This window comes from Ochrobactrum quorumnocens, from assembly GCF_002278035.1.
In the GTDB taxonomy this organism is placed as follows: Bacteria; Pseudomonadota; Alphaproteobacteria; order Rhizobiales; family Rhizobiaceae; genus Brucella; species Brucella quorumnocens.
The window spans coordinates 289869-315466 of sequence record NZ_CP022605.1 but is presented as its reverse complement, the minus strand read 5'-3'; the positions used below and the strand labels follow the sequence as shown (position 1 = coordinate 315466).

Here is a 25598-nt window from a genome sequence, read left to right as displayed (position 1 = left end):
TTCCCTGAACGTCAGGTCTGTAAGCTCGCATCTTCCTCGAGGCGGTTTCGACAAAAGGAGGCGAAGTCAACGAGAAACCGTTTGGCAACCTGACGGTTGGACGGAATCTCGAGTATTTTCTGAATCTGTTCCGGCGCCTCATTCATGACAGCAAGCCGGAAGAACAGGCTTTCATTGAAACCGGAACTTACCGTTGAAAGCACCGTCCTGAGCGTTTCCAGCATATCGTCTCCGCGATGCGAGGCATGGACGAGTGCAGTAGGTTTCTCGATCACCTGATTACCGGAAACAAGCCAGTCGATTGCATTTTTCAAGCCGCCTGGGATACTGCGGACATATTCGGGGCTTGATATGACTAACCCGTCACTTTCCGAAATCGCCCGTTTGAAAAGCCGCACATTATCGGGCTCCTCAGAACCCTCGAGGTCGGGCGAAAAGACCGGCAAATCCCCGATACCATCAAACACATTGATGATCACATCTGCCGGAGCAATGGATTGCATTGCTCTCAAGAAAGCCGTGTTGGTGGACTGTCGGCGTGCGCTGCCTGAAATTGCAAGTATGTTCATGATCGAAAATGTCAAATTGTCTGTTTGTCGGATTTATCCTAACGGCGGCTTGTTGGAAAGTCAGGCAAAGTGCAAATCTGGACCGGATGGAATACCTTTCACGATAATCTGCATATAGCGGAAGTCGGGATCGAACATTATGCTGACGAGTAGATTCCGGCAGGATGAGAGTGTTTATGAGGCCATTCATGTGAAAATCCGGTGTTCTTCTGGCTCTGACGGCCTTAGTTGTTGTGGACGACAGCGTAGCGGAAGAGATGGATCACAAATTGATCGCAGTCGGCTCGGCCTATAGGGTTTCCAATAGTGTGTACAAGTCCCCGACCGATGCGATGGTAGACATCGGTTCCATGGGGCAGAGGGGGAGATGCGCTAGAGGTTATTATTCGCTGGCCTTACCTGCCGGCATCTTATGGCCCAGAAGTGGTCGAGAAAAATCATATTCTCTGTCGGGCAGACGGGGCGTTATCATTTAGCGTTGAGGATGGTTTCGTTTCGCCGGATGGGAAGTATCAGGTCAAAAATGTCTACGATCCTGCAAGCGAGCGCGCCGAGGCTGAAAAACGAGCTTCGCAATAGGCGAAAATCGGTAACGGGGTGTCATCTTATGGATCGGCTCCGCGGAGCCTGGCGTGTTGGGCAGCTGCTCGCAAAAGCGCTAACGAAGCTTTCACCTGGCCGCGGCCGCCGAACAGAACGCCGCTCGAATACATGGAACAAGCGAGTAAAATGAACGCAGACTATAACGAGATGTTCGTCCCGACCTGCAAACTGGAGTGATCAGTCTTGGGATAGCAACGCTGACATACCGCCGGCTTTCGACCCCATGTCCGCCGTTCACAGCCAAGGCCTAATTTCCTAAAAGCTACCACCTTTGATCATTAACGATCCGGGACATCCCCAACATTGCAGTCATCGGATGAGAACTGGTCGACGTGCGATTTACGCGGCCTGGTGTTTGGCGGCGAAAGCGCCGGGTGGTGTTCCGACATGACGCGAAAACGCCATGCTGAATGAACTGACCGACCCGTAGCCGACACGCCGTGCGAGCTCGGTCATCGCGATATGGCCCTTCATCAGCATGTCCTTTGCCACTGCCATCCGCCAAGCCGCTACATATTCCATGGGCGCGGATCCGACCTCGCCGTGAAAGCGGTCAAAAAATGTGGAGCGCGACATGCCCGCTGCTGCGGCCAGGCCCTGAATGGACAGGCTTGCACCGGGGTCTGCATGGATCTGCCGCAGCGCCAAGGCGAGTTGGGGATCGGCGAGGCCGCGAAGCAATCCAGGTTCTGCCATCGTGCTTTCGACGGAGCGCAAGGCCTCGACCAGCAGCAGTTCCAAAAGGCGTCTGAGCACCATGTCTCGGGCTGCACGATCACTTTGCGTCTCTTCCTGGATCATCTGAACGAGCGCGATCAAGCGTCCATGTGCGCGCACATGGATGACCGCTGGCAGGAGCGAAACGAGAAGTTCGCGGTCCGGCGAGGCAAAGCTGCAGTGGCCCACTAAGCACCGCATTTTGTACGGTGCGTCTTGTTCGCCCAGGCGGAACATCCCTGGCCCGGTCTCCAGCGGCAGGTGCGGGACGCCGCTTGGCGGCGGATTTATGCTCGACATGGTGAAATCGAAGACTTCGGGTACTAGCACGAAATCTCCCGCTTCAAGGAGAAGCGGCGCGCGGTCTTTAATGGTCAGCAGGCAGGTACCCTCGGCCATGGCGCAGTAGAAGGGGCTTGCCATGTTTGTGCGCTCGACGCGCCAGCGCCCGCCGCCCGTGACAAGCTTGGCGATTGAGGGCTCCGGCTTGAGTAGCGCAACGACGCTGGCAAGGGGGTCTGTCGTCGAGATAGCCATATAATCGGACTTTCATTGAAAAAATACGGACTTTCAAATATAGAAAGTCCGGGATTTTTTGTCCATCTCTCGTAGTAGCAACGACAGGAGATACGTTATGCCCAAAATTCTTATCACCGGCGCTTCGTCGGGCTTTGGTCTCGCCACGACAGAACTCTTCCTCGCTCAGGGATGGGAGGTCATCGCGACCATGCGCGCCCCGGCGGCAGTTGTCATGACAGGGCACGAACGCCTGCGCATCCTACGGCTCGACGTTACCGACGCAGCCAGCATCGCGCAGGCCGTCGCTGACGCCGGTGCTGTTGATGCGCTCGTCAACAATGCCGGGGTCGGCATGCTGAACGTGCTGGAGGGTGTAGACATGGCCAAGGCCCGCGAACTTTTCGAGACCAATGTGCTCGGCACGATGGCTATGACTCAGGCTGTGCTGCCGGGCATGCGTTCGCGCCGGTCCGGCGTCATCGTCAACATTAGTTCTAGCGTCACGTTGCGCCCGTTCCCGGCACTGTCGGTCTACAGCGCCAGCAAGGCCGCCATCAATGCGTTCACGGAGAGCCTTGCCCTCGAGACTGCGCAATTCGGCATCCATGCCCGGCTTGTCCTGCCAGGGTCAGCCCCAACGACCGCCTTTGGAAAGAACGCCGTGGCACGCATGGGGATGGACGTTCCGGCGCCATATGAAGCTTTCGTGAAAGATTATTTTGCAAAGATGCGCAGCTCGACCGAGAAAACAGAGGCCGACGACGTGGCGCGGGCCGTATTGCGGGCTGTGACGGAACCAGATGCGCCGATGCGCCTGCCAGCAGGCGCCGATGCAGAAATTATCTTCAATCAGACAGCCATCCAGGCCAACAGATGAATGAACTGCTCTTCTTGACCCAGTGCCCATAGGGAGCTCAAAAGGATGACAACACATGAATAATCTCATCGACCTGTCGCGGTTTATCCCAACGCTCCAGGCGGCACTGACCGTAGCCTATCCCTGATCGTCCTGCCGGTGGCGGGACGCGCACCACTTGAACTGCGCTTGACCGCGCCGGCAAAAGGCGACGCACTGCCAATTGTGCTTCTCTCGCATGGGGCCGGACCGTCAAAATATGTTGCTTCCAAAGATGGCTATGCACCCTGGCGCAGTTCTGGGCTGAACGCGGTTTTGCCGCGATCCTGCCAACTCCCGGAAAATCGCCTGTCGGAGGACGCTCCTGGTGCGCCTTACTTTTGGCGCCAGCGCGTGTCCGAGATGAAAACCTCCGCGGCTAAGTATGAGATTCTCGCGATTGACGTCTCTGCATTTGTTTTCGCGGCAGAGACGAATCTGGAGAAACGGCTGATTTCTGACTTGCCGGTCCCGTCCTGATCGGAGATTGAATGGAACAAACTGATAGCAGGATTCATGAAAGCCTCTTTCAGAATTCGCTTGAAAATATAGTCCTTAATTGAACGTGAGACTCACTAAATCTAAGCAAAATGCAAGGATAGCAACGCTAACAGGTTGCAGTTATTCGCTATCCGGCAAGCGGGGGAAATGTTTCATTGTCTCATCAAGGAGCACCCATTCATGTTTCGACTGCTCGAATACAGATAGTGAGGGTGTATTAAAAGCCGGATCGGCGAACGAACCGACTGCTACGCCAATCACGGAAGGTGCAGCTTCGGGCAGCCAATAAACGGTTGAGCCGCAATTTGGACAGAAATGCATCCGGACTTTGCGGCCGCTTTCGGCTGTTCGAATGAATTCAGTGGATGCACCGGAAATTTCAGCGCAATCTGACGCAAAGAAAGCATTAGCACTGAACGACGATCCTGTCCGGCGCTGACAAGCGAAGCAGTGACACAGTGCCGTCAGTTGTGGTGGCCCATGAGGCGTTACTCTAAGATTTCCGCAGACACATTGACCATAGGTCATGGATTTCTCCTGCATGGTGAGATCGCATAAGTTGAAATGGAATTTAACCACAGCCCGAACGGTTATGTGGCTCGGGTAGAAGTTGGCGGAGGCACTGGCTTTGGCGAGCAACTGATTGATGTCAGCTTCATCTCGGGTTTCAGCTTCAACGTTGGCAATATCTCAACCGAATGCTGCATATTATTACTGCTTGAAGTTTTATCCGCAACCTTCATTAAACAGAATTGCTTACCCTTGCTTTTGTGCAAGATATTGCGGACGTTGTTGCCTGGGCTCCCGTTGGGGAGAACACGTGGGAGGAAAGACATGCAGCATTACAGACTGAAATCGCTTTCCCTTGCCGCTGTCGTCGCCATTGCGGGTCATCTACCTTCGGCTCACGCGGCATCACCAGCCCCGGCGGAAGGGCAAAACGGCATGGTGGTTACAGCTCAGCATCTTGCCTCGCAGATCGGTGTCGATGTGCTCAAGAACGGCGGCAATGCCGTCGATGCTGCTGTTGCCGTCGGCTATGCACTGGCAGTCGTTTATCCGACAGCCGGTAATCTCGGCGGTGGCGGCTTCATGACAATCCGTTTCAATGACGGCAAGAGCACATTTCTGGATTTTCGCGAGCGCGCACCGCTCGCTGCCGCCAAGACGATGTATTTGGACAGAAGCGGCAATCCGGTCGAAGGCGCCAGCACTGAAACCTATCTGGCCATCGGCGTACCTGGAACAGTGGCTGGCCTCGAGGAAGCACGCGAAAAATATGGCACCCGCAAGCGCGCAGAACTCATCGAGCCAGAACTTAAGCTCGCCAAGGACGGTTTTACGCTTGAGCTGGGGGATATTCTCTCTTTTGCCGACGGCAATGAAAGACTGGCAAAAGATCCTGCGGCTGCGAAAATCTTTTTGAAAGACGGAAAGCCGCTTGGCTTGGGAGAGAAGCTTATTCAGCCGGATTTGGCAAAATCGCTTTTGTCGATTTCGGAAAAGGGCACATCGGCCTTCTATCAAGGCGAGATTGCCGATCTGATCGTCAAATCGAGCAACGAAAATGGCGGCATTCTCGCCAAGGCTGATTTTGAACAATACAAGGTCCGTGAGTTAGAACCGGTAAAGTGCAGCTATCGCGGCTATGACATCATTTCATCGCCGCCGCCTTCTTCGGGTGGATTGATTATATGCGAAATCCTGAATGTTCTCGAGGGCTATCCGATTTCCTATCTAGGTTATGGTTCCGCTGAAACCACGCGGTTGATGGTGGAAGCGATGCGCCACGCTTATGTCGACCGCAACACGGCATTGGGCGACCCGGATTTCGTCGACAATCCAATTGAGAAGCTTACCAGCAAGGCCTATGCAGAAGAAATTCGTGGCCGCATCGATCCTTATCGCGCCGGTGTCAGCGAGGCTCTCAAGCCAGCTGAATTCAAGGAAACCAACGAAACCACGCATTATTCGATCGTGGACAAAGAAGGCAATGCGGTTGCTGTGACCTATACGCTGAACGGATCGTTCGGCACGGCCAAGGTGGCCGAGGGAACTGGCATTCTTCTTAACAACGAGATGGACGACTTCACCATCAAGCCAGGCGTGGCCAATCTCTATGGTCTCATACAAGGCGAAGCCAATGCCATCGAACCGGGCAAGTCGCCGCTCTCCTCGATGAGCCCAACTATTGTGTCGAAGGACGGAAACCCGTTCATGGTCATAGGAAGCCCCGGCGGTTCGCGCATTATCACAATCACGCTGCAGGCGATCATGAATGTCATCGATCACGGCATGGATATTCAGGAGGCGATTGATGCCCCGCGCATCCATCACCAGTGGCTGCCTGACCGGGTCTATATGGAAGCGAATGCGCTTTCACCAGATACGATCAGGTTGCTAACCGGTATGGGGTATAAGGTCGGAGAGGATCACGATTGGCCGGTCTGGGGCGAGGCAGCAGGTATTCTTGTCGGAGGAAAGGACATGGCAGCCATCGAAAAAGGCGGCGACAACCGCTATTACGGCGCCATTGATAGTCGCGCAGTCGCTGGCGCCGCCATAGGATACTAAAGACAAACCGCCTTGGCGGTAGCGAGAAGACAGACAGGAAGTGAGGAGACGAGATGACTTCACTTATCCTCGGTGTTCAGTCTGATCTTGATCAATCTGCGCTTCTGTCGGTTATTCGCGCAGTCTTGAGTATTTCGACAACCATCTCCGACGCCTTATTGAGCGATCCAACCGGCAGAAATTCGTAAATCGAGTGGAAGTTGTGTGCGCCGCAGAACAGATTAGGACATGGCAGCCCTTTTTCGGACAGCACTGCACCGTCATAGCCGCCTCGCATCGGTAGGGGTGTCGGTACGACGCCTATTGCCTTCATGGCCTGAAGGGCAAGCACGACCGGATAACGCTTCTCGCCTTGCAGGCTTTCGGCGGCGTTTCGATAAACGGCCTTGTAGTCTACGTGAACTGTACCGTCGCCATGGAGTTGGTTGAAACTCTGGGCAAGGTTTTCGATAAAGGCACGACGTGCTTCGTAACTGTCCTTCGTGAAATCTCGAATATCGATAATCAAGCTTGTCTCAGCAACGGTCCCGTGAATGCCCTTAGCCCAATAATAGCCTTCGGTGCCTTCCGTATATTCCGGGCGTTCACCACCAGGCATCATTGCGATGAACTGCTGGGCATAGAGTATGGCGTTGCGCAGCTTGCCTTTGGCTGACATTGGATGGGCTGGCTGTCCTTTGAAAGTCAGGCGAAACTCGCCCGCGTTCCAGTTCTCATACACGATTTCGCCAACCGCACAGCAATCGAGCGTATAAGCGAAATCAGCCTTCAGGGAAGGAACGTCGAGCGCCTTTGCTCCGAGCAGTCCAATTTCTTCATCAGGAACGAAAACGACCTTAACCGTGCCGTGCTCAATCTCGGGATGGGTAATCAGGATTTGCATGGCATGCATGATCTCGGCGATGGCGGATTTGTTGTCAGCACCCAGCAGGCTGGTGCCATCTGTAACAATGATCCGGTCGCCGATATAACGTTCCAGTTCCGGGAACTCCGCAAGTCGCATGACAGAGCCGGTCGCTTCGTTGAGAAGAATATCCCCGCCCTGATAATTCACCACATGAGCGTGGGTGTCGGTCGTATATTCGCTGGACGTATCGAGATGGGCGACCCATGCAATTGTCGGGAATTGATGATCGGCATCCGGGGTGGCGGGCAAAGTGCCGACAACAATCGAATGATCGCGTTCTTCAACTTCCATGCCCATGGCGCGCATTTCGCGGGCGAGCAGCTTTGCGAGATCGGTTTGTCCCGCGCTCGAGGGGAGTTTGTCCGCATTGGGCACTGCGGTTGTGTTGATGCAGGTATAGGCTAGAAAGCGGTCTACGATATCCATTTTATTTTCTCGGCTAGAGCATTTCCAGCAAAAGTACGAAGCGGTTTTGCGTCGGATAATGCTTAAAAACAAATAGATAGAGCATTTTCAGCAATTCGGTTTAAATTGGAAATGCTCTATTGGTCAGCTTGGCTCGGATTTCATCTGAGCACCAAAGAAGAATAGCGGGCGTTCCTGCCCGCTATTCGCAAATCAACGCCAGCGATCAAACCGGCGGGGACGAAGTCTATTCGTCGATATCAACATCTTCGAACAGATAGCCACCGAAGGGATCGATGCGGAAGTCTTTAACTTTCTTGCTGATGGGCTGCTGGACGATCTGATGGGCGATTGTCAGCCAGGGAGCCTGTTCCTTGAACACGACCTGTGCCTGTTCGTAGAGCTTGGTCCGCTCTGTCTGGACGGTTGTCAGTTTGGCAGCTTGGATCAACTTCTCAAAATCCTGATTGCACCAGTTTGCGCGATTGGCACTACCTATGGCCTGGCAGCTCAAGAGCGCGGCAAGGAAATTGTCGGGATCGGCTATGCCGCCGGTCCATCCAAGCATAACAGCGCCATCGCGGTCCTTGTCCAGTGAACGCTTGAGATATTCACCCCAGTCATAGGTGGCGATTTCCGCCGTTACGCCCACTTCGGCGAAGTCCGATTGAATGAGCTCGGCTGCGCGGCGCGCATTTGGCATATAAGGCCGCTGCACAGGCATCGCCCAGATTTTCATCTTCAGGTCTTTGACGCCCGCTTCGTCGAGCAACTTGCGTGACTGTTCGGGATCATAAGCGTCGTCCTTGACGTTCTTGTTATAGCCCCAGACACTTGGTGGCAACGGGTTCACCGAAACAACTGCTGAGCCCAGATAGACTGCATCAATGATCGCAGCCTTGTTAACCGCCATGTTTAGCGCCTTGCGGACGCGCACATCATCAAACGGCTTCTGTTGGATGTTGTATGCGAGGAAGGACAGGTTCAAACCTTCCTTATTCAGCATTTCGACGGCCGGGTCTTTCTTCATCTCCGCAATATCGGCAGGGTTGGGAGCGGCAATGACGTGGCACTCGCCCGACTTCAGTTTCTGATAGCGCACCGCCGCATCAGGTGTGATCGCAAAGATGAGATTGTCGATCTTCTGCTTGCCCGCCCAGTAATCGGGATTGGCCTGATAGCGGATGGCGCTATCTTTCTGATAAGCTACATACTGATAGGGGCCCGTTCCGACGGGCTGCTGGCCGAATTCCGCAATGCGGCCTTCCGCGACGAGCTTGTCGGCATATTCCTTGGACTGAATGACGGCGAATGTCAGTGACAACGTCGAGATAAAAGTCGCTTCAGGATGCGTCAGCACAAATTTGACAGTGTGATCGTCAATCTTTTCGATTTTTTCGATCAATGAGGGAAAGGAATAGGCTCCAAATTGCGGCCATGTACCTTGGTTGTAGTAGGGGTTTTCCTTGTTTCCCTGGCGGTCGAAAGTAAAGATCACATCATCTGCATTAAATTCACGTGTAGGGGTGAAAAAACTTGTGGTGTGAAACTTCACGCCCGTTCGCAGGTGAAACGTATATTCCTTGCCGTCGGTAGAAACCTCCCAGCTTTCCGCGAGACCGGGTTCCAGCTCCGTTGAGCCGCGCTTGATCTTGATAAGCCCGTTGGACACGTTGCGCGCCGATGCGTCATAGACGGCACCGGATGTTGTCTGCGCCGCGTCGAACATTTCAGGAGATGCCTCGGAGCAATAAATCAATGTTTTAGCGAAGACTTGTCCAACTGCCGTGCTATTGAGCGCAGCCGCGATAAGCGCGGCTGAAAATAGTTTTCCGTAAGTATTCATGAGACTGCATTCCCTTGCTGGCGACGCGACCGACCTTCGGCGGTGTGATGTTCAGTATCGACTTTTTCAGATGATTCTAAACAGCGGTGCAGTTTTATTTGAGCGTGCAAAGGCTCGTGAAGCAAGCTCAAAGGCTCTAGTTCGGGCTGCCCGTTCCCGGAATTTCGGAAATCATCTGGCGAAGCAGGTTCCGCAAGATCGAATGCACAGCGACGGTGGCTGCCGATTGATCGCGGTCACGAGGCGTGATGAGGCGCTCTTCGCGCACGATGGCGGGATCCGTCAGGGGACGGGCAACGATGCCGCGGCCACGTAAGGCGGTGAAGGCGTAGGCAGGTAGAACAGCGATACCGGCATTGACTTCCACAAAGGGCAGCGGCAGTGTAACCTTAACCTGTGTGTGGTCATATCCCGATCTATGAAGTCGAGTTTACGCTGATTTGAGGCATGTGATTACGCGCCATATGGTGGCGGCGGCCTGGCGTAGTTCGCGCTGGATGGCAGAGGTGAAGCGGTCGCGCGGGAAATGGTGAAGGTTGTAGATCGGATCGTGAATGGATGCGAAACGCTGCAAGTGTCGTACTGATGACTTGAAGCGCTTCATGCTCCGCTCTTGCCGTCTTATAGGTTGATGAGAATTCTCGGCCCGATTGTTAAACCTTTGTGCTGGCGATGATCACAAACGGTGAGGCCGATCTCCCGATTGACAGCGCCATAAGATTTCGGTTTGTCCGTGGCTATGACGCGGGGAACTGCGCCTGACCTGACAGCATCTTTCGAATGAAGCGCTTTGCGGCTCTGGTATCGCGACGTTTCTGGATCAGAACTTCCAGCACAAACCCATCCTGATCAACGGCGCGCCACAGAAAGTGTCGTTCGCCGTTGATCGTAACGACAGCCTCATCAAGATGCCATATGTCGCCAAGGCGGGGTGTACGGCGACGGACCAAAATTGGAATATTGCCATCCGAACTTTTCAGCCCATTCGCGTACCGTCATGTGGGTAACGATAATCCCTTTGTAAGCCAGCATGTCTTCAACCATGCGAAAGCTCAATGGGAAGCGGGAATACAGCTACACCGCTTCGGCGATAATCTCAGGCGGAAAACGATGGCAGTGATAAATCGAGGCACGAGGTTCGATCATGACCTCTTATCACCGCTCAGCTTTATGCCAAAGTAAAAGTTACAATGCTCTTGTTCGGCGGTCTGCCTCAAGCAGAAATTGGTTTAATCTTGGGAGAAACTAAGCACACTACGCGTCAAATAAGCACCAAGGTTATCCGCGCAGCTGGACAAATCTTTGCTATTCTCCACTGAATATCTCGTAACCTCCCGCAAAAAGGGATCGAAACCAGCTCCATTGAAAAGGGATTCGAAGGCGATCTTTGACTGAAGCTGGCACTCTACTTCAAGTCGGCAGTGTTTTGTCTAGGATACCTCGCTCAGCCAAACGGGGTGGAGTAAACGACTCAAGATCGGCCATTCCTCTTGGAGACGAGAAAAATGAGCACCACAATACTGGCAGGCATAATAAAGAGATGCTGTGCTCATAAATGCCCAAATTCGGGATGACACCGAAAGCTCATTGATAACTTTCATTACCACTCTTTGTATAGTAGAATTCTACAGCCGCTCGATAACAATTCCGGCGATTACTTACTGAGGAGGTGATTGATGGGGATTGAAAGCGGTCTCGGACACACAAGTCCATCGTGGTTCACGGCTCCAGGCGAAACAGACATGCTGGCATGGGTGGGGTTAATACTTATCTGTGTCGCGCTCTATGGGATTGTGACGCTTTATGCAGTCTTCGACCGTTGGGCAGAGCACAGGTCGAAGGGGACCCCCCTAGCTAAGACAATCCCAACATTGTTGACGATTGCTCTCCTCTACGAGATATTTCCGCTTGAGCATTTCCACGTTTTTCTTCCCTTAACTGCAATCCTCCTCGCTTTATTGGCGGACTGGTCGCGCTTCCATTTGCCGAATATTCACGAAGTCGTGCCCGAAGCCGCTTTTTCGCCGGTCGTAGCCCCGCCGGAGCCGAGCGACGAAGTTGTTGCCATGGGCCCCGCCAAACCAGAGGAGCCGCAAGATGCTTGAGCTTCTCTTTACTTCTTTTCCAGTCATTATCCGTTACTACCAGTTGAGACGCCGGGGCGAATCCATGACGGTATGGAACATGCGGACCGCGGTGTTCCTGTGGGCCATTCTGGCCTTTTTCCTTTTCGTCGTGATCTTCTACTTCCACCCAAAATCATATTCTGGCCTGGTACCCTTTCGTACCGTGTCAACCGTAGCGCAAACCAGTGGCCCCGTAACCGAAATCGCCGTACGAAATTGGCAGAGGGTTTCCGCCGGTGACCTACTCTTCCGGATTGAAAGCAGCGCGCAGAAAGCGGCGCTCAAGCAAGCCGAAGCCGAATTCGACAGAATTGCGGCCGCAGAATCGAAAGCCAGTGACTCCTTGAAGGTCGCGCAAGCGAGCGTAGTCGTGTCGAGTGCATCGCTGGAAAAGCTGAAAGGTGACCTCAAGAACGCGCAGGCTTTATTCGCTAAGAACGCCGGCACGAAGGATACTGTGCGCCTAGCGGAATCAGCTTTCCAGATTGGCGAGGCCGATCTGGCGGCGGCACAGGCCCAGCTGAGCCTGGCGCAAGTGGAAATTTCTCAATCGCTTCCCGCGCAACGCAAGGTTACCGAGGCGACAGTCGAAAGCGGCAGGGTCGCGCTAAGCATGACGGAGGTTCGCTCGTTCACCAATGGTGTCGTAACTCAATTGTCCTTGAGCGTGGGAAGTCCCGCTTCAACTCTCATACTAAGTCCAGCGATGGTGATCATTCCAGACCGTCCAGACAATCTGCCGCTTAGGATTACTGCGGGCTTTTCGCAAGTTGCGCGCTCGACAATCTATGAAGGAATGCCCGCAGAAATCGCGTGTGACACCAACATTGGCTTATCCTTCAGCAACACAGTTCTTCCTGCACGGGTCGTTCATGTGCAGCCCGCCATCTCAACAGGTCAGATCGTGCCGGGAGGACAACTGGTTGAACTTAATGGGCGTGCGCCACGCGGATCGTTACTTGTCTACCTGGAGCTTGAGCATAAAGAACATGAGAAGATCATGCTCGACGGCACCGGTTGCCTTGTTCAAACCTACACCAACAATATTGGTGGATTTGCAGGGCACCTCATTGCGGCCACGGGCGTTGTGAAGGCTGTCGGCCTACGCCTGAAGGTATGGGGCTCGCTGATTGCAGGAATCGGTCTTGCAGGAAATGGCAACCACTAAATTCTGGGCAACGACCGTTTGATTTCTTATTGCAGGGTCGGAGCGTGAAGACCTTGCTATTTATGGATTCATAGAGGCTATTATGGTCTCAGCTGGTGCGTCCGCCGCTTCATGCGATAGTGTTCTATGATTGTTTAACTGCGACAGTCACGCTGATCCGAGGACAACACAAACCGGTTCACATTTGTGATGTAATAATAGAACGGCAAAAGGGATGATGTGATCACTATCACAATGCGAAACTGCGCAAAATAAGATAGAATGTATCGTATTACTTCTTTATATCCTTGGCATATTATATTTCAGGACGATGATCGTCCCAATGTCGAGAGAGAATGACCAAAGCCGCGATCGGTAGCAGAACACGATACGGAAACAGGGTGTAGCTATTAATTCCAGTGCAAAAGCAGCGGCTGCAGCCCCGATAATTCTTCCCCAGTATGACAACACGTCGGTCTTCCGCTCCGCTGAATTTTATTACTGACGTGCACGATTTGCCGCTTCCAGAAGGAGACTTTTCGAATGACGAAAGAGCGGCCGGGTAGAAGTAAGCGTCCCCTGAGGGTGGAAATGACTGTATCACGAAAAATTAGATGTCTAACGCCCGACTGCGGCTTCTATCGCAAGGGACATTCTCATCCATCTGCTAGCCGGGCTAGACTGACCCCAATTTCTCCTTATCGAAACCATCACAGCAGTGACGCCTCGTGCCATATAATATCAATACGCCCATGAGTTCTCCGCGCTGAGTTGCTATAGTGCACAGTGCGAACAAGCTACAAAGCCCCTAATTACGCTGCGGCGATCCAATCAAGGATGACCGATTTTCACCCTTATAACGCAGATGCAACATTGGCTTTCAGCCCACTATTTGCATTTGCGCGACAGAGAGCTCCCCTGACTCTTGGGTTATCGATCGCAAATAACCAACTGCTGAACCGATATCCTCTCTACGCTGTAAAATCGCAGCAACGACTGTTGGAACGCTATGTACGCCATAACCTGACGGGCAGCGCATATACAGACCGTTTGATACCGAAAAATGGCGAGACAATCGGCGATGCATCAATCAAATCGGGACGGGAGGCGCTGTCATTGGCAGAGTAGTCTCGTATATTCGGACACCCGCGCCCGTGATGGTTCAGATGATGATCCTTCTCCGATCATTGTTGATTTCCAAAATATTTGCGACGGAGAACTCCAAGTTCTCCGGTTTCCTGTTGGGCTAATATCTGCAAAGTCACCTCATGGCCGAGGTGATTATTATGCTGAAAGCCAAAACCGTACTTGTCAGGATGGAAAATCGCGCCTACGACCGAAAATGCAGAGCCCGGATTTGAGTGCACGAAATATTCAAGCACTGGCGCATCTCCGACAATCGCATCAACTTCTCCATTATCAAGAGCGTCAATAGCGTCTTGTGTCGCCGCGAAGCTTCTAACATCAAGCCGTAATCCACGGCCATAAATCTCCGCTACGCTTCCACCAAGCACACCAACTGTTCGTCCGGGTAGATCTGCAATGGAGTTGATCTGGTGCGTGAGCGAAAGAGCCGTCATCACACTGGTAACGGACGATGTTACGTAGGCAATGACCGCCACCCCACACACCATCCAAAGACCACCTGAAATACGACCTAGCCAGCCAAGCACATTTGGCCGCGTGATCTTTCCCGATGTTGTGACTGACATAACTTCATAGAAGCTCTCAGCCAATCCGACATGCCACTTTCGGGGAAAGGATTTGTCGAACCTCCGATAGAAAAATGCGAGAAAGATCGTCGCTAAAACAATAAATGCCATAAGCCACAGCATGGCGCGCAAATGGCCGGCATTTTCAAGACCGCTGATTACCTGCCAAAAACCACTGCTATTCTCATTGGCGACCATTATTCTCAATCCGGCATCGTACCAGGGCTGAGAAAATAGCAATCGGGCGGCGCGCTCTTTCGTGATTGTCAGGTTCGATATCGCGGCTTCAACCTCACCGTTTTCGACGGCTGTAATTAAGGCCTCAAAAGAGGGATAATCGCGATATTCGTATGTTCGGCCCAGAGCCTTTGCCGATTTTTCCCATAGCTCAATCGCCATGCCCGAATAGCGATCACCGTCCTTAGTTACAAATGGTGTGCTGATATAGACGCCAGCAATCAACGGACGGGGAGGGGTGGCCTGCTGCTGAGCCACGCTGCTGCCTATCGCGCTGAGAAAAAAGGTCAGAATTACAAACGCGGAAAGAAGGCTATTTGTTTTGGAAAATCTCATAATCTCATGGTTGATTCATTCACTTCAGTGAGAACGGCACGTACGATACCGTACATGCCGATTTAGTCCGCTACATCTTCTTGATAAGACGCTCTTCGGTCTGGCGATCCATAGAACGCTGGAAATTATCGTTATCCATCTGCTGCTGCTGCAACATGCACTGAGAATATTCAGGCGTGCCACGTGGAATGTCAAGATTATCACAAGCGCGTTGATAAGCTTCCCGATCCAGATCGTCGAGCGACTGGCAGCCCGTTAGAATACTTGCCACAATAAAAAACGTGGGTAGCATCAAATGATACATATTCAACTTTCTCTCCTGTTCCACATATCTTATTTATTTACAACATAACCGGGATAAGCGCCCGACGGGACCCCCTGTTCTTCAAAAAAACAAGTTTCTGGCAAATTTTTTATGTTCAAACGTGGCTTTGCACCTGCTGGCAGAATAGATCGAGCCGAGATTACCAGCGCTCCATTGTGGATCGAGCCATGGTAGGTGAACTTCAAGCGAGTTCGCGCGCGTAATGCATCGGATCGTTGACCAAGTAGTACCCGTCTAACGAGACCGCGACTATGCCCAGTTCGCCGGACGGTTTCCTTGACCGCGAGGCCAGATTGGGCGAGGTTAAGAAAGGCGGCGTTTGTGTCTTCACGGACGAGGTATCCCTGATATTGGATCCGCTTGGCGGTTTGTCAGTAGGCCTAGGTAGACTGCGATGGCCCCAATTGCTGTTCTTATCTGGGCATTGATTTGCGAACCGCGCCCAAGAATGCCCGACTGTTGTTTTCCATGAGGTGCCACCGCGGTCGCGGGCAACAGTACTGATCTGAGGCTGCTCCGAGAGCCAGGCGCGAGTGGTCTCGATCACAGTCGTCGAAACGAAATGAGGGCTGCTGCGCCGTCGCACGACACGCAACAAGGCGCATTGCTCGCCGGCACCATCAGCCCGCGGTCGAAATTCGCCGACAGTCATCCGCCAAAAGCAAGCCCAGGATGATGACAATATAGTCAAGCCACGCGGTTCGCCGCGCTCACGGCGCCAGAACATCTGCATCGAAGCTTCGGTAAATATCCTTCGGCCCCATAGCACTGCATCGCGGTGGAACCGCCGCGCTGCAATAGCCACTCGAACGAATTTTATCCCCGACCGGAAGATTTGCCAGGTGTTGTCGGTCGGCTGTGTATACCTATCGATTTTGAACGCAACCGACAAAGGCCCGACCTACTTATCGTACGACAGTGATAATGATCTTGTCGTCGTCGACCGGAGTTTTATTGATGGCAAAGCCGGTATGCATGAGTTCAGAGGGCGATGCGAACGAACCATAGCGCTATTTCTTTTTGCAAAGCCAAAGCCAGCCTATGCATAAGGTCATCAAAGTGCGTCAGAGCCCATAATAGTAGATCGTGCACACATGTCGCAAAATTTGACATGGTGAAACTAAACGCAGCTATGCTTCCACGAAGCGCAATCGCCTCGGGCGCGAGCGGATGCACCGCATATCAGAGATGGGAAATAATCATGTGTCCGAAGGTCTGATTCAAAAGCATAACGCTTGCGAGGGCAATACCGAATGACATGAGCCAATTCATCTCAGCCCGAAGCAATAGTCGTTCTCGATTACTAAGCAGGCCAGCATCATTACGCCGTTGCTGGCGATGTGTTATTCCCATGGTACACACCGCAAAAAAGAACAGAGGCAGATATCCAAACAACAGCCCTGATAACTGCCGTAGTGTCGCCGAACCGAAACTAATATTCACCATGAATTGTACAATTGCAGCCTGATGTTGATAGGGCGTAAAACTAAACAGCAATCCCGTAATGGCGAGTACATAGATAATTCCGTGCCGGGCCTGAAGCGTCAAAGGCCAATCAAAAGCCGGTGCGGGCGGGGCACTATCAGTCTCAAGGGCCCACTCTTTCGTACTTTTGTTGCGAGCCCTTTTTCGATCATCATCCCAAAATCGGCGATAAGCCATACGGTGAAATAGTAAAAGCATAACAACAGAGAGAAAGGGCATAATGACGTATAGTAGCGCTACCGCTCCGGCGTTACGTTCAGTCGATCCGCGCAGCAACGCAATTGCGATCCACCCACCGAACAACAAAACCCAAACCACGCTGAAGAACCCGATTACTACCGCCGCTCGCCGCGCTTTATGTCCGTTAATCCAGCGATGTAGCCGGCCGAGTGCACCCATCGGTCCGGAAGGTGAAATTTCGGTCATATTCCGTTCAGCCTATGCGGTTGAAAGCCAAAGCACGATGCGAATGCTGCATTGGCATAACTCCTTCTTGAATGTGCGGACTATATCGAAAAGAAAAGCATTGAAAACCAAATATGATCGGAACCGGAAACTGTTGCCTGAGCTTTTCTTAAATACAACAACAGGGCCTATCGAAAGACACCAATTTGCCAAGCGCAAGTTTGAACGACCGGGATAGCCGCAGGACCCAGAGCTACAAAGCAAACCTGAGCGGGTTATCCGGTCTGCGCCGTTCCCGGATATGTTCAAGGTCGTCATCGGCTTGCATGTAGTACCGGAGCAGCGGAGTTCGTCTGCTGGGCAGCAAACCTGTGTATTTTTTCTTCCAATTGAAATGCGTTGCTTGGCTGATCCCGCTCTTGCGACAAATCTCTCCTACTGGCACCCAGTCATTCCTCTGCTTGAGAATAAACTCTTTTGGGCATCCGAAAACTTCGATGCTTTCCATTCCTTCTCCAGCCAGGAAAGTAGCGCGAGAACTCTAATTATGAACGGTCCAGTTTTGAGGGAGCAGAGCAACAAGGAGACGGACGGATGAAGCGTCCACGGTTCACTGAAGAGCGGATTATCGGAATCTTGAAGGAGCAGTGGGCGGGTCTGCCGACTGCTGAGGTTTGCCGCAAGCACGGGATCAGCAGTGTAAGCCTTTAAAAGTATAAGGCCAAATATGGTGGCACGGATGTATCCGACGCCCACAAGCTGAAGGCTCTGGATGAAAATCCGCGGATCAGGCGTTTTCCAGATCATCAGTAGCGACAGAATTGTTTGTATTATGGTTGGCCGTGATCGCAATTTGGGGCCAATTATTCTTGATCGCATGGGACAGCTTCAGTCGCCAAGGCTCCAATTTCAAGACTATACCATAAATTCAATGGCTTGATCCATTGCATGCGGTTTCGGTATTGTTGCTGGGCAATTAAGTTGAGAGATTTCCCCGCTTGGCAGGCCTTTCACGCTATTGGATAATAGAAAGTCTCCTGCCCCGTCATCTGCAGGATTTGTTGCGTTCCGGCTGTCGCGGATCCGCAACAAGATCTCTTCGAGTTGCGGATCGAGATTAAGGTAATGTTGTTTTATCGAAGTGGGGCGAACGAGCGGTTCATGGCAACGCGGTCCGCGTGCGTGGAGTTTGGCTCAAGCGCTGCCATCTTGTTTATGAATATGGACCATCTTGTGGGTGCTTCACCCTTCACCGCGGCATCAAGCGCCTTGCGCATGGTGGGTTCGTCGAAGTCGCAGCAATAGCTCGGTGTTAACGGCTGCTGCCTCCACGATTCAGCGAGCGATCCGCCGTCGATGGGATCGAACCCAACCTCGTTTACGATTGCCATGGCGATCTTCTTCGCGGCTTCGTCGTCTCCCGCGACCGCCACGGCCAGTCGACTGGCCGCTCCCTTTGGCTGGCCCAGTTCCGCCAGGGAATATGCGAGGATGTTGTTGAAGGCCTTTATGACGGGGCGACCGATCTGTCTGGAGACCCAGACGCTCTCGATCTCGCCTGCGTCGAGGTCGGCGAATTGCGGGTCGCGCAGACCAGGATAGTAGTTGCTGGTATCGATGACCGGAACGTTGGCGGACAGTTCCTTGAAGAGGTCCTTCGGCAGGTTTTCAATGGCGAGAAGCGGAATGGAAAGAATGACAAGGTCCGCGCCGCAGATGGCTTCTTTTGTGTCCGCAGCAATGACTCCAATCTCGTCGGCGAATGGCCTGACGGCATCTACGCCCTTGGAGTTCGCCACCCTGACCTCATGGCGCGCCGATGCAAGCTTTCGGGCGAGAGTGCCGCCAATATAGCCGATTCCGATGATGCCGATTTTCATGCTGATGCTCCTGTTGTGCTGCCTATCAAGATAATGAAGACTGCGATTTGGACAAGAACCAACAGATAGGTGGGCTACCCACCAAAAGGTAAGTATGGCCCAGGAACGAGAGTGGAGATGCGGAGACCCGCAGCAGCAGCGCAAATGGGCGGACGCGACAACGGACGCCGTGCGGGTTCTCGAAGGCAAATGGAAGATCGTGATCATCTGCCAACTATTTGGGGCCAAGGAAGCGCTTCGTTTCTCCGAACTCGAACGGCGGTGTGAAGGGGTGAACCAAAAGATGCTCATCCAGCAACTGAAGGCGTTGGAGAAGGATGGGATCGTGACCCGTTCCGTTTATCCCCAAGTGCCGCCGAAGGTGGAGTATGCGTTGACCGATATGGGCAAGGCTCTTGGGCCGTCTATGGCCGAACTCATCGACTGGGCCTTTATGCGCAGGGCGCGGCTGGCGGGCGAAGTCCAGACATGATCCGCGTCTTCACGCCGTGGGATTTGGTAAATATCATGACATCGGCAAGCGCCAGCGCAACACTGAAAACCGAAGCATTGCCCGTTATCTATGGGCGTAGAAAATGCGGTTTAGGGCCAAAACGCAAGAACCAACAAACCGCGCAGATGGTCCATAATAAGGACTGATCACATTCTCCATTACGCCGGGATGGTCCTCTATCGTCGCCGATGGTAGGTTGTGCGCAGCAAAGCAAAGTGAGGGAATGTAGTCGTTGGGACCTCGGCCTACCCATGACTGTTGTCAGGCGAGCTCGATATCGATTTTCGAACAACCGTTCCCGTTAAACAGGAGGGGCGACCGGTATTCCTCAGCGTAGGCGTATGTGCGATAACAATGCCTTTGGGTGATCAGTTCTAGTGTGGAATTTCGGAAGCGAAGCCATCACTCTGGCCTGGAGAAATCAGGAGCCGATTGGGCCCCCTGATAAATCTTGAGTTGAATTAGCGTGCGTCCCGTACAGTATGAAACGGTTTTCGGAATAAGATGCGGTTAAAATGGCTCAGCAGGCACAGCCGAGTGCTCGAAAGAAGCCGTTGAAACCGCCAATCGGCAGCTGTGAGACCCATGCTGCATAGCCACCGAATTTACGCACCGGCGACCAGTCAGGCATGGCAGGCGGGATTGGGTATTCATCTAGATCCGCGAAGGCGTTTGCACCATAGACGAACTTGCCGTCGACCATGGTTAGATCCGACGTCAGAAATGAAATCTCGTCTTCGCTGCAATTGAAGAAGCCCTTGTCCGGCACCACCAGATCAGCGAACTGACCTTTCTCAATGCGCCGTTTCACGATCGAGACAATTGCGGCGCGGATAAAGTTGCATACCGGCAACCGTCTTGCCGGTAATCATCCATGACAGCGAAACCCAAGGATTATAAGAAGCGACGCGCGTCGCATCCGTGCCCATAAAGCACGCCTTTCGAGAGTATCTTGCCAATCGGTGGCGTTGCTTCTGCGGCTGCATAACCATATTGCTCGACGAAATATTCGCCCGATAAGTCATGCGATGCTGCACGGTTATACCTCCGCCAAGTGCTGCAATACGATCACTCGAGCGGTCCGAGATGGTCTCTGCAGGGTCGAAGAACCAGTTCAAGCCAATCAGGGCCGTCGCAGTGAGATCCTGATAGGCCCATGGAAGATGCTGATCGACCAAAACCCGAAGCGAATAACTTTGTCGACGAAATAATTGAAGTCAGGATCGGCGTGCGTGTACTTAACTCGATGAGGGAACTTGGTCGTCCTGAATTGATGCGCACTTGGGAAATAGGCCGCGCGTAGGGTCAGTGTGACCAAAACCGATCGGTGCATCAAGGCAGTGTAGAGCGCTGTAATGCAATAGACTCGGGGACGCTATACACCGAGGATTGTCCTGAAACCAGACTTAACTAAAAATCGCCTTCTGGTGCATCTAGAATGAACGATAAACTCAATAAATCTTTCAGATTTTGCAGGCGATAACAAAGGTTTAACCATATCAGTATTATTTGAAAATAGTTTAACAGGTCCTACTGATATGCGAAATTTTTGTTGTTATGCCCGTTTTGCACTGGTCTTTGGATTGTCGGCGTGTCTCCAATCAACGACGGGTTGGTCTGCAACATTGTTGCCTTCCACAAATCCGCATCAGTTCTTTGAAGCGATCAACGCAACAAATGATCGAAACTCAGATCAGAGATCCAAGCGGTCTCTTCCGTCAATTAGAAAAAACTATTTCCGTGTGAATGGTCAACAGCAAGTGGGTAATGCAACCGCTGGTGGACGTCAAATAACGTCCAAAGACAATCTCGACCGGACCACGACCGGAAGCATCGACAGGAACCAGTCCAAGCATCAATCAGCAACGTCAAACTATGTTCCGTCGGCCGAAGACATGGCCCCCGCTATCGAAATGCCGACAGGTACCGGTGCTAAGGATCAGATTGCGGCCTATCAGATACTCCTCGACAGGGCAGGGGCTTCTCCAGGAGCAATCGATGGACGTTTGGGGAGTAACGTCGATAAAGCTGCAGCGGCGTATGGTGAAATAACTGGTAAATTTCTAAACCCTGCCGACTTGGCTGCAATCGAGGCCGAACTGAACATAACCGGCGGCCCCGCTTTCAAAGAGTATGTTATTACCAACGAAGATGTAGGGCGGCAATTCGTTGCTTCAATCCCCAGTGACTACGCTGAGAAAGCACAATTAGAGTCAATGGCCTATACATCTGTCATCGAAATGCTCGGGGAACGTCTACAAATCGACGAGGCCTTCTTGAAGGAGATTAATCCAGGCGTTAATTTCAATCAGCCGGGGTCTGTTATCAAAGTACCCAACCTGAGAAAGCCAAAACGCGCGAAAGTTAATTACATTATCGCTGATAAGCCCCGCAAGCAAGTACGTGGATACGACGCGAAAGGCTTGCTTGTGGTCGCCTATCCAGCAACAATCGGATCTTCTGATACCCCGTCGCCTTCGGGCACAGTTCAAGTCAAGAGAATAGCGATAAATCCGAACTATACATACAATCCGCGGATTAATTTCAAGCAGGGCAATAATGAGCAGATTTTGACAATCCCTCCAGGCCCGAATGGGCCGGTTGGAACTGTTTGGATTGCACTTTCAAAGCCGACGTATGGGATACATGGAACACCGGATCCATCCCGCATTGGAAAGACTTCTAGCCACGGCTGTGTCCGACTTACAAATTGGGACGCAGAAGAACTGGCAAAACTAGTTAAAAGCGGTGTAGTCGTTCAGTTTACCGAATAATCTTGTAATCCAAAACGTGATTACAACACGTAAAGTTAGGCGGCGCTTAGGACGGAGCGCCATTGAGCCTTTGGCAAAATATAGTACTCTAGCGCACTGCAAAGCGCTCTGTTGACGTTATTGCAAGCTTGGAAGGCACCCTTCAACTATTTTTCGGGATTTTAAACGCAATCAGTTTAACGATGATCAATCGCGGACCTCACGGGCTATTGTCAAGCGTGGTTATGCTTCTCAGAGAGGCCCGTTCCGAAAGTGCTGAGCGGCTGAGGAGCACAAGCTTCCTTGAGAAGCCAATTTGCGAACACTTGAATTGGCCCTTCACTCAATCGGATTGGCTCCGGCAGGACGAGGCAAAAAGTCTTGGAAATCGACTGACCGTCGGGCCAAGGCGCTATCAGTCGCCCCTCCGCCAGTTCGCTTTCGATATAGAGGCGCGGCACCAGTGCGACGCCGAGACCTGCCAACGCGGCTTCGATTTGCATGGAGTGAAGATCATAGCGCGGACCGATCGCAGGATTGGTCAGGGCGATCCCGGTTTCCTGCGCATAGTGTTGCCAGGCATCCGGGTTCTGGCGCCGATGAAGGCGCGGCAGTTTATCCAGGGATACCGTTTCTTCGTCTCTATTGAGAAGTACCGGATGGCAAACCGGAACCAACGTCTCGTGAAACAGTTTGTGCGTTTTCATTCCCGTCCAGGCGGCATGCTCAAAATGGATGGCGGCATCGAACCCGCTGCCTGTTAGAACGAATGGCTCCATCCGTTCAGCAAGATGCAGGGTGATATTCGGATGCTGCTCCTGGAACGGCTTCAGACGCGGGATGAGCCAACGCGTGGCGAACGTCGGCAAGATTGCGATGTCGAGGCTCGCGCCGTCGCCGGGCTGCCCCATCAGATATTGACTGTCACGCTCCAGCCTGTCGAGTGTCTCGCGGACCTGGAACGCATAACGCTCTCCATTCGGCAAAAGCCGGACACGATTACCGATCCGCTCGAACAGCGTGACGCCGAGGAAGGCTTCCAACCGGCCTATCTGCCGACTGATCGCTCCTTCGGTTAAGGCCAGTTCGTCGGACGCACGAGCGAAGCTTCCATGACGAGCCGAAGCCTCGAACGCCATGAGTGCGGAATTGCTGGGAATCTTGCGGCGCATGACGGCTCCTGACAGGACGGTTCGGCGTTCGATTCGCTGTCACCTTGATATTGGATCACTGAAGCATGATCCATTGTCGATATGTAGGCATGGATCGGCAGTTTATCATGAAAAAATATCAACGATAGACAAGACCCGGAGCGCTGTGCTTTCGGTCGAAGGTGGTGCAATGATCTATACGGTAGAATGCAGCTTTGCCGATCCGGGCAGCGAAGCGGAATGGAACGACTTTTACAGCCTGGACAAGCTGCCAGCACTCATTTCGGTGACCGGCTTCCAAACCTCGCAGCGCTTCAAGGCGCTGAGCGGTGGCTGCCCGGTCTATCTCGCCCTTCATTCGATAGACGGCCTCGACATCCTGATGGGTAAAGAATACCGTCAGAAGGGCGGCGGCAATTTCGCACGCTGGCAACAGCACATCACCGACTGGCACCGGAACCTCTATGGCGGCATCGACCGCGCGCCGAGCATTGGTGAGGGCGAATATCTGGCGTTGAGCGCAACGGGCCCCGAGCCTCTGCTTCGGCTGGGCCTCACTCCCTCTGCGATGCAGGCGGTCGCTATGGAGAAGGTCCCGGAACACCGCTGGCTCGCCAAGGTAGAGCGCGGCACCCTGCCTGACATCGAGCATCTACCTGAAGGCGTCCATGTCTATGTGCCGATGACGGCGCAGTTGACCAAGGACGATGAAGCCGCTGTCGGAAAGGTGCGGTAGCACCGATGCCGAATGTCACGATCTATATTTCCGCAGACAGGATGCCGCCGGACGAAGCACTCACAGACCTCGCGGAGCAATGTACAGAACTTTGCACAGGCGTTCTCCGTGCCGCATTGGCCAACGTGTATATTGTCTATGTCGCTGTCCGGCATGGCCGGGGGAACCCTGCTTTCGCAGAAATCCAGTATCGCCTTGAGCAATTTCGGACGCCGCCAGTCATGGCTCGGTTCATGGAGGGGCTGGACGACGCCATAAGACGCAATACCGGCCTCACCGCGCGCATTCGTTGCTTTGGCTATGAAGCGTCGAGCGTTCACGCGCGCAATTGAGCTGATGCCTGGAGAAACCGATGTCTAATCTTACATTTCCCACACAACAGGTCGGTGACTTAACAATCACCGCCGTCAGCGATGGCTATCTCCACGCCAGTTTCGATTTCCTCGCGAATATCGACCCGGCCGATGCCGCCCGTATGCAGGAAAAGGCGGGGATAAAGGATCACACCTCGATCCACATCAACTGCTATCTCGTGCGCGGCAGCGGTCGCACGGTCCTGATTGACACAGGAGCAGGTGGTTTCAAGCGGTGGGGCGGCCGATTAAAAACCAATCTTCTGCTTGCGGGCATCCACCCTTCCGAAATCGATGCGATCCTGTTGACGCATGCCCATCCCGATCATATCGGGGGGCTGATGGGTGTTTCTGGAGAAGCCATCTTCTCGAATGCCGAACTTGTCGCCCACCATCAGGAAGTCGCGTTCTGGCAGGATGACGGCAATCTGAGCCGCGCACCCGAGCGCGCCCGCGGCAGCTTTCTCTTAGCGCGTCAGGCGTTCGACGGCTATCGCGACAGACTTCGTACATTTGACGCTGGTGAGGTACTTCCAAACATAACAGTGGTTCCTCTTCCGGGCCACACCGCCGGGCACACCGGCTATCGGCTCGATTCAGGTAACAAGAGCCTGCTGGTCTGGGGCGACATCGTTCATTTTCCGCAGATTCAGGTTCCGCGCCCCGAGGTCTCTATCGCGTTCGATCAGGATGCGCTTCTTGCAGCCGAAACACGAAAGAGGCTTCTGGATTCGGTCGCTTCGGATCGGCTGCTGATCGCCGGTATGCACCTGCGCGACCCCGGCTTCGCGCTTGTCGAACGGACGGGGGCAAGCTACCGTGTCGCTTACAAAAAGGCTTCGTCCGATTGAAGTCGGCGTGGGTTTTCGAAACCGGAACGACAACTTCCGGCCGAAAAGCTAGGGCGGTACTTCGTATTTCCG

At 53.1% G+C, this 25598-nt stretch carries 22 protein-coding genes and 6 pseudogenes; 13 read left to right on the top strand and 15 right to left on the bottom strand.

The annotated features are described in order from the left end of the window. Positions 1–11 precede the first annotated feature (11 nt). Positions 12–569, bottom strand: coding sequence for an NADPH-dependent FMN reductase (locus CES85_RS23535; protein ID WP_095448257.1), 558 nt, complete (start codon positions 567–569; stop codon positions 12–14). A 942-nt stretch (positions 570–1511) separates the two neighbouring features. After that, complete coding sequence (locus CES85_RS23530) at positions 1512–2426, bottom strand: helix-turn-helix domain-containing protein (protein ID WP_095448256.1); 915 nt, start codon at positions 2424–2426, stop codon at positions 1512–1514. A 97-nt stretch (positions 2427–2523) separates the two neighbouring features. Between CES85_RS23530 and CES85_RS23525 the strand changes: the two genes are divergently transcribed. Beyond that, a complete protein-coding gene (locus CES85_RS23525; RefSeq protein ID WP_095448255.1) occupies positions 2524–3285 on the top strand; it encodes an SDR family oxidoreductase in 762 nt (253 codons plus the stop codon). A 55-nt stretch (positions 3286–3340) separates the two neighbouring features. After that, a pseudogene (locus CES85_RS27925) lies at positions 3341–3672 on the top strand (alpha/beta hydrolase family protein); the annotation flags it as partial. 252 nt (positions 3673–3924) lie between these two features. On the opposite strand, the gene CES85_RS23515 reads toward CES85_RS27925, so the two are convergent. After that, positions 3925–4332, bottom strand: coding sequence for a GFA family protein (locus tag CES85_RS23515; protein WP_095448254.1), 408 nt, complete (start codon positions 4330–4332; stop codon positions 3925–3927). A gap of 306 nt (positions 4333–4638) precedes the next feature. On the opposite strand from CES85_RS23515, the gene ggt reads away from it, so the two are divergent. Beyond that, on the top strand, positions 4639–6378 hold the full coding sequence (ggt, locus tag CES85_RS23510; RefSeq protein WP_095448253.1) for a gamma-glutamyltransferase: 1740 nt from the start codon (positions 4639–4641) through the stop codon (positions 6376–6378). A gap of 91 nt (positions 6379–6469) precedes the next feature. Here ggt and pepT read toward each other — a convergent pair whose 3' ends face one another. The 4 genes and pseudogenes from pepT to CES85_RS23490 form a co-directional block, all read right to left on the bottom strand. Beyond that, positions 6470–7711: a peptidase T gene (pepT, locus tag CES85_RS23505; RefSeq protein ID WP_095448252.1), complete on the bottom strand. Its 1242-nt coding sequence runs from the start codon at positions 7709–7711 to the stop codon at positions 6470–6472. A 226-nt stretch (positions 7712–7937) separates the two neighbouring features. Further along, positions 7938–9536, bottom strand: a complete 1599-nt coding sequence (locus CES85_RS23500) for an ABC transporter substrate-binding protein (RefSeq protein WP_095448251.1) — start codon at positions 9534–9536, stop codon at positions 7938–7940. A gap of 136 nt (positions 9537–9672) precedes the next feature. Continuing rightward, entirely contained in the window at positions 9673–9903 is a 231-nt protein-coding gene (locus tag CES85_RS23495; RefSeq protein WP_244923367.1) for a type 2 periplasmic-binding domain-containing protein, read from the bottom strand. Between the two features lie 63 nt (positions 9904–9966). Continuing rightward, a pseudogene (locus CES85_RS23490) lies at positions 9967–10682 on the bottom strand (IS6 family transposase). A 530-nt stretch (positions 10683–11212) separates the two neighbouring features. Between CES85_RS23490 and CES85_RS23485 the strand changes: the two are divergent. Together CES85_RS23485 and CES85_RS23480 are read left to right on the top strand one after the other, a co-directional pair. Next, positions 11213–11641, top strand: coding sequence for a hypothetical protein (locus tag CES85_RS23485; RefSeq protein ID WP_167388324.1), 429 nt, complete (start codon positions 11213–11215; stop codon positions 11639–11641). Then, the gene (locus CES85_RS23480) at positions 11634–12830 is read left to right on the top strand and encodes an HlyD family secretion protein (RefSeq protein WP_095448250.1); all 1197 of its coding nucleotides are present in this window, start codon (positions 11634–11636) and stop codon (positions 12828–12830) included. The genes CES85_RS23485 and CES85_RS23480 overlap by 8 nt, the downstream gene beginning before the upstream one ends. A gap of 1163 nt (positions 12831–13993) precedes the next feature. Here the strand turns inward: CES85_RS23480 and CES85_RS23470 are convergent. The 4 genes and pseudogenes from CES85_RS23470 to CES85_RS23455 all read right to left on the bottom strand — a co-directional run. Beyond that, positions 13994–15016 carry a transporter substrate-binding domain-containing protein gene (locus CES85_RS23470; RefSeq protein WP_244923366.1) on the bottom strand — a complete coding sequence of 341 codons (1023 nt, stop codon included), beginning with the start codon at positions 15014–15016 and terminating at the stop codon, positions 13994–13996. A 148-nt stretch (positions 15017–15164) separates the two neighbouring features. After that, complete coding sequence (locus tag CES85_RS23465) at positions 15165–15404, bottom strand: hypothetical protein (RefSeq protein WP_157743492.1); 240 nt, start codon at positions 15402–15404, stop codon at positions 15165–15167. A 1197-nt stretch (positions 15405–16601) separates the two neighbouring features. After that, a complete protein-coding gene (locus tag CES85_RS23460; RefSeq protein WP_157743491.1) occupies positions 16602–17330 on the bottom strand; it encodes a hypothetical protein in 729 nt (242 codons plus the stop codon). Between the two features lie 337 nt (positions 17331–17667). After that, positions 17668–17828: pseudogene (locus CES85_RS23455) on the bottom strand (transposase); the annotation flags it as partial. A 75-nt stretch (positions 17829–17903) separates the two neighbouring features. On the opposite strand from CES85_RS23455, the pseudogene CES85_RS27920 reads away from it, so the two are divergent. After that, positions 17904–18104: pseudogene (locus tag CES85_RS27920) on the top strand (transposase); the annotation flags it as partial. 338 nt (positions 18105–18442) lie between these two features. Here the strand turns inward: CES85_RS27920 and CES85_RS23445 are convergent. Then, positions 18443–19189: an NADPH-dependent F420 reductase gene (locus tag CES85_RS23445; protein WP_095448244.1), complete on the bottom strand. Its 747-nt coding sequence runs from the start codon at positions 19187–19189 to the stop codon at positions 18443–18445. A gap of 94 nt (positions 19190–19283) precedes the next feature. On the opposite strand from CES85_RS23445, the gene CES85_RS23440 reads away from it, so the two are divergent. Both CES85_RS23440 and CES85_RS27285 read left to right on the top strand, forming a co-directional pair. Then, a complete protein-coding gene (locus CES85_RS23440; RefSeq protein ID WP_095448243.1) occupies positions 19284–19661 on the top strand; it encodes a winged helix-turn-helix transcriptional regulator in 378 nt (125 codons plus the stop codon). Beyond that, positions 19658–19828, top strand: coding sequence for a hypothetical protein (locus tag CES85_RS27285; protein WP_157743490.1), 171 nt, complete (start codon positions 19658–19660; stop codon positions 19826–19828). Before CES85_RS23440 ends, CES85_RS27285 begins: the two co-directional genes overlap by 4 nt. Positions 19829–20202: 374 nt before the next feature. Here the strand turns inward: CES85_RS27285 and CES85_RS27280 are convergent, their stop codons facing one another. Further along, positions 20203–20493, bottom strand: a complete 291-nt coding sequence (locus CES85_RS27280) for a hypothetical protein (RefSeq protein ID WP_157743489.1) — start codon at positions 20491–20493, stop codon at positions 20203–20205. Then, positions 20477–20860, bottom strand: a complete 384-nt coding sequence (locus CES85_RS27275) for an amidohydrolase family protein (protein ID WP_157743488.1) — start codon at positions 20858–20860, stop codon at positions 20477–20479. The genes CES85_RS27280 and CES85_RS27275 overlap by 17 nt, the downstream gene beginning before the upstream one ends. 624 nt (positions 20861–21484) lie before the next feature. On the opposite strand from CES85_RS27275, the pseudogene CES85_RS23430 reads away from it, so the two are divergent. Next, positions 21485–22456 (top strand): annotated as a pseudogene (locus CES85_RS23430) (L,D-transpeptidase); the annotation flags it as partial. 92 nt (positions 22457–22548) lie between these two features. Next, a pseudogene (locus CES85_RS28360) lies at positions 22549–22666 on the top strand (IS30 family transposase); the annotation flags it as partial. A 2-nt stretch (positions 22667–22668) separates the two neighbouring features. On the opposite strand, the gene CES85_RS23425 reads toward CES85_RS28360, so the two are convergent. Beyond that, positions 22669–23607: a LysR substrate-binding domain-containing protein gene (locus CES85_RS23425; RefSeq protein WP_095448242.1), complete on the bottom strand. Its 939-nt coding sequence runs from the start codon at positions 23605–23607 to the stop codon at positions 22669–22671. 169 nt (positions 23608–23776) lie between these two features. Here CES85_RS23425 and CES85_RS23420 point away from each other — a divergent pair, with 169 nt between their 5' ends. From CES85_RS23420 to CES85_RS23410, 3 genes are read left to right on the top strand one after another with little or no spacing between them, the layout of a single operon-like run. Further along, complete coding sequence (locus CES85_RS23420) at positions 23777–24322, top strand: sugar ABC transporter (RefSeq protein ID WP_095448837.1); 546 nt, start codon at positions 23777–23779, stop codon at positions 24320–24322. Between the two features lie 5 nt (positions 24323–24327). Further along, positions 24328–24654: a hypothetical protein gene (locus tag CES85_RS23415; RefSeq protein WP_095448241.1), complete on the top strand. Its 327-nt coding sequence runs from the start codon at positions 24328–24330 to the stop codon at positions 24652–24654. A 20-nt stretch (positions 24655–24674) separates the two neighbouring features. Beyond that, complete coding sequence (locus CES85_RS23410) at positions 24675–25526, top strand: MBL fold metallo-hydrolase (protein ID WP_095448240.1); 852 nt, start codon at positions 24675–24677, stop codon at positions 25524–25526. Positions 25527–25598 lie beyond the last annotated feature (72 nt).

Excerpts from the sequence above, each read along its gene's own strand:
- CES85_RS23425 (WP_095448242.1), bottom strand. The coding sequence starts at position 23,607 with ATGCGCCGCAAGATTCCCAGCAATTCCGCACTCATGGCGTTCGAGGCT.
- CES85_RS23500 (WP_095448251.1), bottom strand. The coding sequence starts at position 9,536 with ATGAATACTTACGGAAAACTATTTTCAGCCGCGCTTATCGCGGCTGCG.
- CES85_RS23525 (WP_095448255.1), top strand. The coding sequence starts at position 2,524 with ATGCCCAAAATTCTTATCACCGGCGCTTCGTCGGGCTTTGGTCTCGCC.
- CES85_RS23410 (WP_095448240.1), top strand. The coding sequence starts at position 24,675 with ATGTCTAATCTTACATTTCCCACACAACAGGTCGGTGACTTAACAATC.
- CES85_RS23480 (WP_095448250.1), top strand. The coding sequence starts at position 11,634 with ATGCTTGAGCTTCTCTTTACTTCTTTTCCAGTCATTATCCGTTACTAC.
- CES85_RS23440 (WP_095448243.1), top strand. The coding sequence starts at position 19,284 with ATGGCCCAGGAACGAGAGTGGAGATGCGGAGACCCGCAGCAGCAGCGC.
- CES85_RS23515 (WP_095448254.1), bottom strand. The coding sequence starts at position 4,332 with ATGACCTATGGTCAATGTGTCTGCGGAAATCTTAGAGTAACGCCTCAT.
- ggt (WP_095448253.1), top strand. The coding sequence starts at position 4,639 with ATGCAGCATTACAGACTGAAATCGCTTTCCCTTGCCGCTGTCGTCGCC.
- CES85_RS23420 (WP_095448837.1), top strand. The coding sequence starts at position 23,777 with ATGATCTATACGGTAGAATGCAGCTTTGCCGATCCGGGCAGCGAAGCG.
- CES85_RS23445 (WP_095448244.1), bottom strand. The coding sequence starts at position 19,189 with ATGAAAATCGGCATCATCGGAATCGGCTATATTGGCGGCACTCTCGCC.
- CES85_RS23460 (WP_157743491.1), bottom strand. The coding sequence starts at position 17,330 with ATGACCGAAATTTCACCTTCCGGACCGATGGGTGCACTCGGCCGGCTA.
- pepT (WP_095448252.1), bottom strand. The coding sequence starts at position 7,711 with ATGGATATCGTAGACCGCTTTCTAGCCTATACCTGCATCAACACAACC.
- CES85_RS23535 (WP_095448257.1), bottom strand. The coding sequence starts at position 569 with ATGAACATACTTGCAATTTCAGGCAGCGCACGCCGACAGTCCACCAAC.
- CES85_RS27285 (WP_157743490.1), top strand. The coding sequence starts at position 19,658 with ATGATCCGCGTCTTCACGCCGTGGGATTTGGTAAATATCATGACATCG.
- CES85_RS23530 (WP_095448256.1), bottom strand. The coding sequence starts at position 2,426 with ATGGCTATCTCGACGACAGACCCCCTTGCCAGCGTCGTTGCGCTACTC.
- CES85_RS23415 (WP_095448241.1), top strand. The coding sequence starts at position 24,328 with ATGCCGAATGTCACGATCTATATTTCCGCAGACAGGATGCCGCCGGAC.
- CES85_RS23485 (WP_167388324.1), top strand. The coding sequence starts at position 11,213 with ATGGGGATTGAAAGCGGTCTCGGACACACAAGTCCATCGTGGTTCACG.